14 protein-coding genes are annotated in these 13485 nt (G+C 58.6%); all 14 read left to right on the forward strand.

Annotation, left to right across the window (positions count from 1 at the left end):
- Window position 1: 1 nt before the first annotated feature.
- The 14 genes from D8U60_RS12775 to D8U60_RS12840 all read left to right on the forward strand — a co-directional run bounded on the left by D8U60_RS12775 (window position 2) and on the right by D8U60_RS12840 (window position 13448).
- Window positions 2–874, forward strand: coding sequence for a ParB/RepB/Spo0J family partition protein (locus tag D8U60_RS12775; RefSeq protein ID WP_130900234.1), 873 nt, complete (start codon window positions 2–4; stop codon window positions 872–874).
- 148 nt (window positions 875–1022) lie between these two features.
- On the forward strand, window positions 1023–1430 hold the full coding sequence (locus D8U60_RS12780; protein WP_016772401.1) for a F0F1 ATP synthase subunit I: 408 nt from the start codon (window positions 1023–1025) through the stop codon (window positions 1428–1430).
- A gap of 16 nt (window positions 1431–1446) precedes the next feature.
- Window positions 1447–2316, forward strand: coding sequence for a F0F1 ATP synthase subunit A (gene atpB, locus D8U60_RS12785; protein WP_016772402.1), 870 nt, complete (start codon window positions 1447–1449; stop codon window positions 2314–2316).
- A gap of 133 nt (window positions 2317–2449) precedes the next feature.
- Window positions 2450–2707: a F0F1 ATP synthase subunit C gene (gene atpE, locus D8U60_RS12790; protein ID WP_003097235.1), complete on the forward strand. Its 258-nt coding sequence runs from the start codon at window positions 2450–2452 to the stop codon at window positions 2705–2707.
- A 58-nt stretch (window positions 2708–2765) separates the two neighbouring features.
- A complete protein-coding gene (locus D8U60_RS12795; protein ID WP_016772403.1) occupies window positions 2766–3236 on the forward strand; it encodes a F0F1 ATP synthase subunit B in 471 nt (156 codons plus the stop codon).
- 12 nt (window positions 3237–3248) lie between these two features.
- A complete protein-coding gene (locus D8U60_RS12800; RefSeq protein WP_016772404.1) occupies window positions 3249–3785 on the forward strand; it encodes a F0F1 ATP synthase subunit delta in 537 nt (178 codons plus the stop codon).
- A gap of 21 nt (window positions 3786–3806) precedes the next feature.
- A complete protein-coding gene (atpA, locus tag D8U60_RS12805; protein WP_016772405.1) occupies window positions 3807–5351 on the forward strand; it encodes a F0F1 ATP synthase subunit alpha in 1545 nt (514 codons plus the stop codon).
- A gap of 50 nt (window positions 5352–5401) precedes the next feature.
- Entirely contained in the window at window positions 5402–6262 is an 861-nt protein-coding gene (gene atpG / locus D8U60_RS12810) for a F0F1 ATP synthase subunit gamma (protein ID WP_007911960.1), read from the forward strand.
- Window positions 6263–6289: 27 nt separating this feature from the next.
- Window positions 6290–7669: a F0F1 ATP synthase subunit beta gene (atpD, locus tag D8U60_RS12815; RefSeq protein ID WP_016772406.1), complete on the forward strand. Its 1380-nt coding sequence runs from the start codon at window positions 6290–6292 to the stop codon at window positions 7667–7669.
- A 45-nt stretch (window positions 7670–7714) separates the two neighbouring features.
- A complete protein-coding gene (locus D8U60_RS12820) occupies window positions 7715–8140 on the forward strand; it encodes a F0F1 ATP synthase subunit epsilon (RefSeq protein ID WP_016772407.1) in 426 nt (141 codons plus the stop codon).
- Between the two features lie 118 nt (window positions 8141–8258).
- Window positions 8259–9626: a bifunctional UDP-N-acetylglucosamine diphosphorylase/glucosamine-1-phosphate N-acetyltransferase GlmU gene (gene glmU / locus D8U60_RS12825; RefSeq protein WP_130900235.1), complete on the forward strand. Its 1368-nt coding sequence runs from the start codon at window positions 8259–8261 to the stop codon at window positions 9624–9626.
- A gap of 206 nt (window positions 9627–9832) precedes the next feature.
- Complete coding sequence (locus tag D8U60_RS12830; RefSeq protein WP_130900236.1) at window positions 9833–10609, forward strand: DeoR family transcriptional regulator; 777 nt, start codon at window positions 9833–9835, stop codon at window positions 10607–10609.
- A gap of 2 nt (window positions 10610–10611) precedes the next feature.
- On the forward strand, window positions 10612–12444 hold the full coding sequence (gene glmS / locus D8U60_RS12835; protein WP_076564725.1) for a glutamine--fructose-6-phosphate transaminase (isomerizing): 1833 nt from the start codon (window positions 10612–10614) through the stop codon (window positions 12442–12444).
- Window positions 12445–12521: 77 nt separating this feature from the next.
- A complete protein-coding gene (locus D8U60_RS12840; protein WP_024014886.1) occupies window positions 12522–13448 on the forward strand; it encodes a LysR family transcriptional regulator in 927 nt (308 codons plus the stop codon).
- Window positions 13449–13485: the final 37 nt, after the last annotated feature.

Consider the following 13485-nt stretch of genomic DNA (forward strand, 5'->3'; position numbering starts at 1 on the left):
CATGGCCGTCAAGAAACGAGGTCTCGGACGTGGACTGGATGCACTGCTGAGTGGTCCGACGGTCAGCGCGCTGGAAGAACAAGCCGCGCAGGCCGACACCCGCGAACTGCAACACCTGCCGCTGGACCTGCTGCAGCGCGGCAAATATCAGCCGCGCCGCGACATGGACCCGCAGGCCCTGGAAGAGCTGGCGCAGTCGATCAAGGCCCAAGGCGTGATGCAGCCGATCGTGGTGCGCCCGATTGGCGGCGGTCGGTTTGAGATCATTGCCGGTGAACGCCGCTGGCGCGCCAGTCAGCAGGCCGGGCAGGAAACCATCCCGGCGATGGTTCGCGATGTGCCGGATGAAACCGCCATTGCGATTGCGCTGATCGAGAACATCCAGCGTGAAGACCTCAACCCGATCGAAGAAGCCGTCGCCTTGCAGCGCTTGCAACAGGAATTCCAGCTGACTCAGCAGCAGGTTGCCGAGGCTGTGGGTAAGTCGCGGGTGACTGTGGCTAACCTGTTGCGACTTATTGCACTGCCTGAAGTGATCAAGACCATGCTGTCGCACGGTGACCTGGAAATGGGTCACGCACGTGCCTTGCTCGGTCTACCGGACAATCAGCAGGTCGAAGGGGCGCGACATGTTGTCGCACGAGGGCTGACTGTGCGCCAAACCGAGGCACTGGTTCGTCAGTGGTTGAGTGACAAACCGGAGCCTGTGGAAGCTGCAAAACCCGACCCGGACATCGCTCGCCTCGAGCAGCGCCTGGCCGAGCGCCTAGGCTCTGCGGTGCAGATTCGCCATGGCAAGAAGGGCAAAGGCCAATTGGTGATTGGTTATAACTCGCTCGACGAGCTTCAAGGTGTGCTCGCACACATCCGCTGAAACATTTCCTCATGTAGCGCGCAGTCGGAAATCACTACCTGACAGTTGAATAGGGGCAGAACCGCCCCTATACTCTGCGCGCATTTTGTCGGCACAAATTATGCCAAGTTATTGAATTTCGGCAGCCGACCATTGGAGAGCAACTGTGATGGAAACCCGCACGCCAAACCGCTTGCCTTTCCATCGCCTGGCGGTTTTTCCGGTGTTGATGGCTCAATTTGTCATTCTGCTCATTGCCGCTTTGGCGCTCTGGCAATGGCATGGAGTCGTTGCCGGATACTCGGGACTTTGCGGAGGCCTGATAGCCTTGCTGCCCAATGTTTATTTCGCTCACAGGGCATTTCGGTTTTCCGGCGCCCGAGCAGCCCAGTCCATCGTCCGGTCTTTTTATGCCGGCGAGGCAGGCAAACTTATTTTGACGGCAGTGCTGTTTGCACTGGTGTTCGCAGGTGTGAAGCCACTGGCGCCGATCGCAGTATTCGGCGTGTTCGTGCTGACGCAGTCGGTCAGCTGGTTCGCTCCCCTGCTGATGAGAACAAGACTTTCGAGACCTTAGGGCGTTTGAGGCAACCATGGCAGAGACAACCGCTTCGGGCTATATCCAGCACCACTTGCAGAACCTGACTTTCGGTCAGCTACCCAACGGCGGCTGGGGCTTTGCCCACACCGCAGCAGAGGCCAAGGAAATGGGCTTCTGGGCTTTCCACGTCGATACCCTCGGCTGGTCGGTCGCGCTGGGTCTGATCTTCGTTCTTCTTTTCCGCATGGCGGCGAAGAAAGCGACGTCGGGTCAGCCGGGTGCCTTGCAGAACTTCGTTGAAGTATTGGTCGAATTCGTCGATGGCAGCGTGAAAGACAGCTTCCATGGCCGTAGCCCGGTGATTGCACCGCTGGCGCTGACCATCTTCGTCTGGGTGTTCCTGATGAACGCCGTCGACCTGGTACCGGTCGACTGGATTCCTCAGCTGGCCATCCTGATCTCCGGCGACGCCCACATCCCGTTCCGCGCCGTGTCGACTACCGACCCGAACGCGACTCTGGGCATGGCGTTCTCGGTGTTCGCACTGATCATTTTCTACAGCATCAAGGTCAAGGGCATCGGCGGCTTCATCGGCGAACTGACCCTGCACCCGTTCGGCAGCAAGAACATCTTCGTTCAGGCCCTGCTGATCCCGGTGAACTTCCTGCTCGAATTCGTCACCCTGATCGCCAAGCCGATCTCTCTGGCTCTGCGTCTGTTCGGCAACATGTATGCCGGCGAGCTGGTGTTCATTCTGATCGCTGTGATGTTCGGCAGCGGCCTGCTCTGGCTCAGCGGCCTGGGCGTTGTTCTGCAGTGGGCGTGGGCTGTATTCCACATCCTGATCATCACCCTGCAGGCGTTCATCTTCATGATGCTGACCATCGTCTACCTGTCGATGGCGCACGAAGAAAACCATTAAGACCAGTCTCGACTAGTCTGATGTTCCTCTCGGTCAAACGGGAGGGAGCTCCTTGCGGGGCAGCTGAAACGATTTGTTTTACCGCTTTAATCTAAAAAACCTAAACCATACGACGTAAAAGTCGGGAGGAAAGATGGAAACTGTAGTTGGTCTAACCGCTATCGCTGTTGCACTGTTGATCGGCCTGGGCGCACTGGGTACCGCAATTGGTTTCGGCCTGCTGGGCGGCAAGTTCCTGGAAGGCGCAGCGCGTCAGCCAGAAATGGTTCCAATGCTGCAAGTAAAAATGTTCATCGTTGCCGGTCTGCTCGACGCCGTAACCATGATCGGTGTTGGTATCGCTCTGTTCTTCACCTTTGCGAACCCGTTCGTTGGTCAGATCGCTGGCTGATTACTCGGATCTTCCGGGTAATTTGGTGTGATGGACAACGTAACTGCGAGGTGTTGGCGTGAACATTAATGCGACCCTGATTGGCCAGTCCGTTGCGTTCCTGATTTTTGTACTGTTCTGCATGAAGTATGTATGGCCTCCGGTCATCGCTGCTCTGCACGAACGTCAAAAGAAGATCGCTGATGGTCTGGACGCTGCCAGCCGTGCAGCTCGCGACCTGGAGTTGGCCCAAGAGAAAGCGGGTCAGCAACTGCGCGAAGCGAAAGCTCAGGCAGCTGAAATCATCGAGCAAGCCAAGAAACGCGGTAACCAGATCGTCGAAGAGGCTGTTGAAAAAGCCCGTATCGACGCTGACCGTGTGAAGGTTCAGGCTCAAGCCGAGATCGAACAGGAACTGAACAGCGTCAAAGACAAGCTGCGTGCCCAAGTGGGCTTGCTGGCTGTTGGCGGCGCCGAGAAGATCCTGGGTGCCACAATCGATCAAAACGCGCACGCAGAGCTGGTTAACCAACTGGCTGCTGAAATCTAAGCGAGGGCGATCATGGCAGAACTGACCACGTTGGCCCGACCTTACGCTAAGGCGGCCTTCGAGCACGCTCAGGCCCACCAGCAACTGGCCAATTGGTCAGCCATGCTCGGCCTGGCAGCAGCGGTGTCGCAAGACGACACCCTGCAGCGCGTGCTCAAGGCCCCGCGACTGACGAGCGCAGAAAAGGCCGCCACGTTCATTGACGTGTGCGGCGACAAGTTTGATGAAAAGGCACGCAATTTCATCAACGTCGTTGCCGAAAACGACCGTCTCCTGCTTCTGCCGGAGATCGCCGCTCTGTTCGACCTGTACAAGGCCGAACAAGAGAAATCGGTAGACGTTGAAGTGACCAGTGCATTTGCATTGAACCAAGAACAGCAAGACAAACTCGCCAAGGTTCTCAGTGCACGACTCAACCGGGAAGTGCGCCTGCAAGTTGCGGAGGACGCTGCCTTGATTGGTGGTGTCGTGATCCGCGCCGGCGACCTGGTTATCGATGGCTCGATTCGCGGCAAAATCGCGAAACTTGCCGAAGCATTGAAATCTTGAGTTTGAAGGGGCAGCAGAGCAATGCAGCAACTCAATCCTTCCGAAATAAGTGAAATTATCAAGGGCCGCATCGACAAGCTCGATGTGACCTCCCAAGCCCGTAACGAAGGCACTGTCGTCAGCGTATCTGACGGCATCGTGCGGATTCACGGTCTGGCCGACGTCATGTACGGCGAGATGATCGAGTTTCCGGGCGGCGTCTACGGTATGGCCCTCAACCTGGAGCAGGACTCCGTAGGTGCCGTGGTATTGGGCTCCTACCAGTCGCTGGCTGAAGGCATGAGCGCCAAGTGCACCGGCCGCATCCTCGAAGTTCCTGTTGGTAAGGAATTGCTGGGCCGCGTAGTCGATGCTCTGGGTAACCCTGTTGACGGCAAAGGTCCACTGGGCAACACCGAGACCGACGCGGTCGAGAAAGTTGCTCCAGGCGTGATCTGGCGTAAGTCGGTAGATCAGCCTGTACAGACTGGCTACAAGGCTGTCGATGCCATGATCCCTGTCGGCCGTGGCCAGCGTGAGCTGATCATCGGTGACCGTCAGATCGGTAAAACCGCTCTGGCGATCGACGCGATCATCAACCAGAAAGACAGCGGCATTTTCTGCGTCTACGTAGCCATCGGTCAGAAGCAATCGACCATCGCCAACGTGGTTCGCAAGCTGGAAGAAAACGGCGCCCTGGCCAACACGATCATCGTGGCTGCCAGTGCTTCGGAATCTCCTGCGCTGCAATTCCTGGCACCGTACTCCGGTTGCACCATGGGTGAATTCTTCCGCGACCGCGGTGAAGACGCGCTGATCGTTTATGACGATCTATCCAAGCAGGCAGTGGCTTACCGCCAGATCTCCCTGCTGCTGCGCCGTCCACCAGGCCGTGAAGCTTACCCAGGCGACGTGTTCTATCTCCACTCCCGTCTGCTGGAGCGCGCATCCCGCGTTTCGGAAGAATACGTAGAGAAGTTCACCAACGGCGCAGTGACCGGCAAAACCGGTTCCCTGACCGCACTGCCGATCATCGAAACCCAGGCTGGCGACGTTTCCGCGTTCGTTCCGACCAACGTGATTTCCATCACCGACGGTCAGATCTTCCTGGAATCGGCCATGTTCAACTCGGGCATCCGCCCTGCAGTGAACGCCGGTGTTTCGGTATCCCGTGTGGGTGGTGCCGCTCAGACCAAGATCATCAAGAAGCTCTCCGGTGGTATCCGTACCGCTCTGGCTCAGTACCGTGAACTGGCGGCATTCGCCCAGTTCGCTTCTGACCTGGACGAAGCGACCCGCAAGCAACTTGAGCATGGTCAGCGCGTTACCGAGCTGATGAAGCAGAAGCAATACGCACCAATGTCGATCGCTGACATGGCGCTGTCGCTGTATGCCGCTGAGCGTGGGTTCCTGACTGACATTGAAATCGCCAAGGTCGGCAGCTTCGAACAAGCGCTGATCGCTTTCTTCAACCGCGATCACGCCGATTTGATGGCCAAGATCAACGTTAAAGGTGACTTCAATGACGAAATCGACGCTGGCATGAAAGCCGGTATCGAGAAGTTCAAGGCCACCCAAACCTGGTAAGCCGCAGCGGGAGCCGCGAGGCTCCCGCTTGCTAACCTGATAGGTGTTACATGGCAGGCGCAAAAGAGATTCGCAGTAAGATTGCGAGCATCAAAAGCACGCAAAAGATTACCAGCGCCATGGAAAAAGTGGCGGTCAGCAAAATGCGCAAGGCACAAATGCGCATGGCTGCTAGCCGTCCTTATGCGGAGCGTATCCGCCAGGTAATTGGGCATCTGGCCAACGCCAACCCGGAATACCGCCACCCGTTCATGATCGACCGCGAAATCAAGCGCGTCGGTTATGTCGTCGTGAGCAGTGACCGTGGTCTGTGCGGCGGCTTGAACACCAACCTGTTCAAGGCCCTGGTCAAGGACATGGCGGTAAACCGCGAAAACGGCGTCGAGATTGATCTGTGTGTAGTCGGTAGCAAGGGTGCGGCCTTTTTCCGCAACTTCGGCGGTAACGTCGTTGCAGCTATCAGCCACCTGGGTGAAGAGCCGTCGATCAATGACCTGATCGGCAGCGTCAAGGTGATGCTGGATGCCTACCTGGACGGCCGTATCGACCGCCTGTCCGTGGTGTCCAACAAGTTCATCAACACCATGACGCAACAGCCTACCGTGGAGCAGTTGATTCCACTGGTGGCAACCCCGGATCAGGATCTCAAGCATCACTGGGACTATCTCTACGAACCGGACGCCAAAGAGCTGCTTGACGGCTTGATGGTCCGTTACGTCGAGTCGCAGGTCTACCAGGCGGTGGTCGAGAACAACGCGGCTGAACAGGCTGCGCGGATGATCGCGATGAAGAACGCTACCGACAACGCCGGTGATTTGATCAGCGATTTGCAGCTGATCTACAACAAGGCGCGTCAGGCTGCGATCACCCAAGAGATCTCGGAAATCGTCGGCGGCGCTGCCGCGGTTTAACGGTTCAAATATTCAGAGGATCCAGCTATGAGTAGCGGACGTATCGTTCAAATCATCGGCGCCGTTATCGACGTGGAATTTCCACGCGACAGCGTACCGAGCATCTACAACGCGCTGACTGTACAAAGCGCGGCCGCAACCACCCTGGAAGTTCAGCAGCAGCTGGGCGACGGCGTGGTGCGTACCATTGCGATGGGTTCCACCGAGGGCTTGAAGCGCGGTCTGGAAGTCACCGACTCTGGCGCAGCCATCTCCGTACCGGTCGGTAAAGCGACCCTGGGCCGGATCATGGACGTCCTCGGTAACCCGATCGACGAAGCTGGCCCGATCGACACTGAAGAGCGCTGGGGCATTCACCGCGCAGCACCTTCGTTCGCCGAGCAAGCAGGCGGCAACGACCTGCTGGAAACCGGCATCAAGGTTATCGACCTGGTCTGCCCGTTCGCCAAGGGCGGTAAAGTCGGTCTGTTCGGTGGTGCCGGTGTAGGCAAAACCGTAAACATGATGGAACTGATCCGTAACATCGCCATCGAGCACAGCGGTTATTCCGTGTTCGCCGGTGTGGGTGAGCGTACTCGTGAGGGTAACGACTTCTACCACGAGATGAAGGACTCCAACGTTCTGGACAAAGTGGCACTGGTTTACGGTCAGATGAACGAGCCGCCGGGAAACCGTCTGCGCGTAGCACTGACCGGCCTGACCATGGCCGAGAAGTTCCGTGACGAAGGTAACGACGTTCTGCTGTTCGTCGACAACATCTATCGTTACACCCTGGCCGGTACTGAAGTATCCGCACTGCTGGGCCGTATGCCTTCGGCAGTAGGTTACCAGCCGACCCTGGCTGAAGAGATGGGCGTTCTGCAGGAACGTATCACTTCGACCAAGGAAGGTTCGATCACCTCGATCCAGGCGGTATACGTACCTGCGGACGACTTGACCGACCCGTCGCCAGCGACCACCTTCGCCCACTTGGACGCCACCGTCGTTCTGTCCCGTGACATCGCTTCCCTGGGTATCTACCCAGCGGTAGATCCACTGGATTCGACTTCGCGTCAGCTGGACCCGAACGTGATCGGTCAGGACCACTACGACACCGCTCGCGGCGTTCAGTATGTTCTGCAGCGTTACAAAGAGCTGAAAGACATCATCGCGATCCTGGGTATGGACGAGCTGTCGGAAGCCGACAAACAGTTGGTTAACCGTGCTCGTAAGATCCAGCGCTTCTTGTCGCAGCCGTTCTTCGTGGCTGAAGTCTTCACCGGTGCTTCGGGTAAATACGTTTCCCTGAAAGACACCATTGCTGGCTTCAAAGGCATCCTCAACGGTGACTACGACCACCTGCCAGAACAAGCGTTCTACATGGTTGGCGGCATCGAAGAAGCGATCGAGAAAGCCAAGAAACTGTAATCCCGGCGCCCGGCAACGGGCGCTAATTTAGGTTGAGGCAATCAGATGGCTATGACAGTCCATTGCGATATCGTCAGCGCGGAAGGGGAAATCTTTTCCGGCCTGGTCGAGATGGTGATTGCGCACGGTGCACTGGGTGATCTTGGTATCGCTCTGGGTCACGCGCCGCTGATCACTAATCTCAAGCCGGGTCCGATCCGCCTGATCAAGCAAGGCGGGGAAGCCGAGGTGTTCTACATCTCCGGTGGTTTCCTCGAGGTTCAGCCGAACATGGTCAAAGTACTTGCCGATACCGTGCAACGTGCCGCCGACCTGGATGAAGCTCAGGCTCAGGCAGCTCTCAAGGCTGCCGAGAATGCCCTGAACGAAAAAGGCGCGGACTTCGATTACGGCGCCGCTGCCACACGTCTGGCCGAGGCTGCAGCCCAGCTGCGCACCGTCCAGCAGATCCGCAAGAAGTTTGGCGGTTAATCCGTCAGCCGCTTATTGTGCGATTGATAAAAAAGGGTAGCCTCGGCTACCCTTTTTTCTTTTCCGAATTCCCACAAACCGGTCGCAGTTGCTGACCACCCAGGATTGGTAGCCAGTCATGTCTCTCGAAATCGTTATCCTCGCGGCCGGTCAAGGCACTCGCATGCGCTCGGCGCTGCCCAAGGTGCTGCACCCGATTGCCGGCAACTCCATGCTCGGCCATGTTATCCACAGCGCTCGGCAACTTGATCCACAGCGCATTCACGTGGTGATCGGTCACGGTGCCGATGTGGTGCGTGAGCGTCTGGCAGCTGATGACCTGAATTTCGTGTTGCAGGACAAGCAACTGGGCACTGGCCATGCCACCGCCCAGGCGGTGCCGTTCATTGATGCCGAGACTGTGCTGATTCTTTACGGCGATGTGCCGCTGATTGAAGTCGAAACCCTGCAACGTCTGCTCAAGCATGTCGTGCCGGGCCAGATGGGTTTGCTCACTGTCGAGCTGGACGACCCGACCGGTTACGGCCGCATCGTGCGTGATGCTGACGGCAGGGTCGCGGCAATCGTCGAGCACAAAGACGCCAGCGAAGCGCAACGTTCGATCACTGAGGGCAACACCGGCATCCTCGCTGTGCCGGCCGATCGTCTGGCTGACTGGATGAGTCGCCTCTCGAACAATAACGCGCAGGGCGAGTACTACCTCACCGACGTGATCGAAATGGCGGTCAGCGATGGTTTGGTCGTGGCTACCGAACAACCGCACGACCCGATGGAAGTGCAGGGCGCAAATGATCGCAAGCAGCTCTCTGAACTGGAGCGTCATTACCAGTTGCGCGCCGGCCGTCGCCTGATGGCTGAGGGCGTGACCCTGCGTGACCCGGCGCGTTTCGATGTGCGTGGCGAAGTCAGCGTAGGCCGCGATGTGCTGATCGACATCAACGTGATCCTGGAAGGCAAGGTGATCATTGAAGACGACGTACAGATCGGCCCGAACTGCGTGATCAAGGACAGTACCCTGCGCAAAGGCGTGGTAATCAAGGCCAACAGTCATATCGAAGGTGCCATTCTCGGTGAAGGCAGCGACGCCGGTCCCTTCGCGCGTTTGCGCCCGGGCACTGTGCTCGAAGCGCGCGCCCATGTCGGTAACTTCGTTGAGCTGAAAAATGCTCACATGGGCGAAGGTGCCAAGGCTGGCCATCTGACCTATCTGGGCGATGCCGAAATCGGCGCACGCACCAACATCGGCGCCGGCACCATCACCTGCAATTACGATGGCGCCAACAAGTGGAAAACCGTCCTGGGTGCTGACGTGTTCATCGGCTCCAACAACTCGCTGGTCGCCCCTGTGGATATCTCCAACGGTGCAACCACTGCGGCCGGATCGACCATCACGCAAAATGTGGATAACGCTCAGCTGGCGGTTGGCCGAGCCCGTCAGAAGAACATCGACGGCTGGAAGCGGCCGGAAAAAATCAAGAAATCCTGATTTATCCACAACCTCTTGTGGGAGCGAGCCTGTTCGCGAATGCGGTTTGTCAGTCACGTCTTCAGTGGCTGAGACTCCCTTTCGCGAGCGGGCTCGCTCCCACAGTCATTTCAATCTTTCTGAATTTTTCTCCCCGCGTCTTGACGGCAACCTTTCGATAGAGTTTCATTGCTTGCGTTATCTTTCGAATCGAAACTTAAGCCGCCATGTCCAAACGCAACACTCCTCAGCGTCGTCATAACATCCTCGCCTTGCTCAACGAGCGGGGCGAAGTCAGTGTGGATGAGCTGGCCAAGCGTTTCGAAACTTCCGAAGTTACGATTCGCAAGGATCTTGCAGCTTTGGAAACCCATGGTCTGTTGCTGCGTCGTTACGGCGGTGCGATCACCATGCCGCAAGAGCTGGTCGCAGAGACGGCGCAGAGTATTTCCAAGTACAAGCAGGCGATCGCCCGCGCGGCGGTCAAACGCATCCGCGAGCACGCGCGCATCATCATCGACAGTGGCAGCACCACCGCCGCGATGATTCCCGAACTGGGCCAGCAACCGGGTCTGGTGGTGATGACCAACTCGCTGCATGTCGCCAATGCCTTGAGCGAACTGGAACACGAGCCAGTGCTGCTGATGACCGGCGGCACTTGGGATCCACACTCGGAATCCTTTCAGGGCCAGGTCGCCGAGCAGGTACTACGCTCTTACGACTTCGACCAACTGTTCATCGGCGCTGACGGCATCGATCTGGTGCGCGGTACCACGACCTTCAACGAACTGCTCGGCCTCAGCCGGGTCATGGCCGACGTTGCGCGAGAAGTCATCGTCATGGTCGAGGCCGACAAGATCGGTCGCAAGATTCCCAACCTGGAGCTGCCCTGGAGCAGCATCCATACCCTCATTACCGATGATCGCCTGCCCGTCGAGGCACGCGATCAGCTTCAGGCCCGTGGGATCACTTTGATCTGTGCGGCTGTCAGTCAGGAGAAATAACCATGTGTGGCATTGTCGGCGCAGTAGCTGAACGTAATATCACCGCCATCCTTCTCGAAGGCCTGAAGCGCCTCGAATACCGCGGCTATGACAGCGCCGGTGTGGCGGTTTATACCAACGACCAGACCCTGGAGCGCATGCGCCGTCCGGGCAAGGTCAGCGAACTGGAAACCGCGCTGGCCGAACACCCGCTGGCCGGCCGTCTCGGTATCGCCCACACCCGTTGGGCGACCCATGGCGCGCCGTGCGAGCGCAATGCCCACCCGCATTTTTCCGGTGACATTGCGGTGGTGCACAACGGCATCATCGAGAACCACGAAGCCCTGCGCGAACAGCTGAAAGCGCTGGGCTATGCGTTCAGCTCGGACACCGACACCGAAGTCATCGCCCACCTGCTGACCCACAAGCTCAAGGAACAACCGGACCTGACTGCCGCGCTCAAAGCGACCGTCAAGGAGCTGCACGGTGCCTACGGTCTGGCAGTGATCAACGCACAGCAACCGGATCGTCTGGTCGCCGCGCGCAGTGGCAGTCCATTGGTGATCGGCCTGGGCCTGGGCGAGAACTTCCTTGCTTCCGACCAACTCGCTCTGCGTCAGGTCACTGATCGCTTCATGTACCTGGAAGAAGGCGATATCGCTGAAATCCGTCGCGACAGCGTGCAGATCTGGGACGTAAACGGCAACGCTGTCGAGCGCCAGACCGTGCAGTACACCGACGGTGCCGAAGCCGCCGACAAGGGCGAGTTCCGCCACTACATGCTCAAGGAAATCCACGAACAACCGGCCGTGGTCCAACGCACCCTCGAAGGTCGCCTGGGCAACAATCAGGTGCTGGTTGAGGCCTTCGGTCCACAAGCTGCCGAGCTGTTTGCCAAAGTGCGCAATGTGCAGATTGTCGCCTGCGGCACCAGTTATCACGCCGGCATGGTCGCGCGTTACTGGCTCGAAGAACTGGCCGGTATTCCGTGCCAGGTCGAAGTCGCCAGCGAATTCCGTTATCGCAAAGTGGTGGTGCAGCCGGACACGCTGTTCGTGACCATCTCGCAGTCCGGTGAAACCGCTGACACCCTCGCGGCGCTGCGCAATGCCAAGGAGCTGGGCTTCCTCGCCAGCCTGGCGATCTGCAACGTCGGCATCAGCTCGCTGGTGCGTGAATCCGATCTGACGCTGTTGACCCAGGCCGGTCGCGAAATCGGTGTGGCCTCGACCAAAGCCTTTACCACACAACTGGTAGGCCTGTTGCTGCTGACCCTGTCGCTGGGTCAGGTGCGCGGCACTCTGGCTAACGGCGTCGAAGCCACACTCGTCGAAGAACTGCGTCGCCTGCCGACCCGTCTCGGCGAAGCGCTGGCGATGGACAGCACCGTGGAAAAAATCGCCGAGCTGTTCGCCGAAAAAAACCACACCCTGTTCCTCGGCCGTGGTGCGCAATTCCCGGTCGCGATGGAAGGTGCCTTGAAGCTCAAGGAAATCTCCTACATCCATGCCGAAGCCTACCCGGCCGGCGAGCTCAAACACGGCCCGCTGGCACTTGTGGATAACGACATGCCAGTGGTGACCGTCGCGCCAAACAACGAACTGCTGGAAAAGCTCAAGTCCAACCTGCAGGAAGTCCGCGCTCGCGGCGGCGAGTTGATCGTGTTCGCGGATGAGAAGGCTGCGATGACCAACGGCGAAGGTACCCACGTGGTGCAAATGCCGCACATCCACGACATTCTCTCGCCGATCCTTTATACGATTCCGCTGCAACTGCTGTCTTACTACGTCGCCGTGCTCAAGGGCACCGACGTTGATCAGCCGCGCAACCTGGCGAAATCGGTCACCGTGGAATAAGTTATCCACCGTTGATCTAAGCTCTCCCACAATCGCAGCCTCGGCTGCGATTGTCATATCCGCCGCCGAGGAATCCCATGGACCGCTTTCAGGAAATGCAGATCTTCGTTGTCGTCGCCCAAGAGCAAGGCTTTTCGGCGGCGTCGCGGCGTCTGGGTCTGTCGGCGGCGAGCGTCACCCGGGCGGTGGCGGCGCTGGAGCAGCATATCGGTACACAGTTACTGGTGCGTACCACGCGCACCGTGCATCTCACCGAAGCCGGGCAACGTTACTGCGATGACTGCCGGCGGATTCTTGCCGAAGTGCAGGAGGCCGAGGATTCGGCGGCAGGCAGCCATGCCTTGCCGCGCGGGCAGTTGACGATTACTGCGCCGGTGCTGTTCGGCGATCTGTTCGTCACGCCGGTGATGGCCGATTACCTTTGTCGTTATCCGGATGTGTCGATCAACGCGCTGTTGCTGGACCGGGTCGTCAACATGGTCGAGGAGGGCATTGATGTCGCGGTGCGCATCGGTGAGCTGCCGGACAGCAATCAGCATGCGATTCGCGTCGGGGAAGTGCGGCGAGTAATCTGCGCTTCGCCGGGGTTTCTGGCTGAACACGGCCGACCGGAGCATCCCCAGGCCTTGGCCGCGCTGCCAGTGGTGGCGACGTCGGCGATCGGTCAGCAACGCAACTGGCCGTTTCTCGATGGCGGTGAAGCACTCAGTGTGCGCACCGAACCGCGCCTGACCGTCACGGCCAATCAGTCGGCGATCACCGCCGCGCGCAAAGGCCTGGGTCTGACGCGAGTGCTGTCCTATCAAGTGGCGGACAAAGTCGCGGCGGGGGAGCTGGAAATCGTCCTCGCCGAGTTTGAATTGCCGCCGTTGCCGATCCATGTGGTGTATCAAGGCGGGCGCAAGGCACCGGCGCGGATCCGCAGTTTTGTCGACTTCGCCGTGAAGGCGCTGCGCGAGCATCCGGCCTTGAGCGCAGCGGCGTTATTGCACGAGATGAAATAATCGATTGCAGCGGCTGGTTATTCTGTTGTTCCGGCAA

It is taken from the genome of Pseudomonas sp. Sample_11 (genome assembly GCF_004307505.1).
Taxonomy (GTDB): Bacteria; Pseudomonadota; Gammaproteobacteria; order Pseudomonadales; family Pseudomonadaceae; genus Aquipseudomonas; species Aquipseudomonas atacamensis.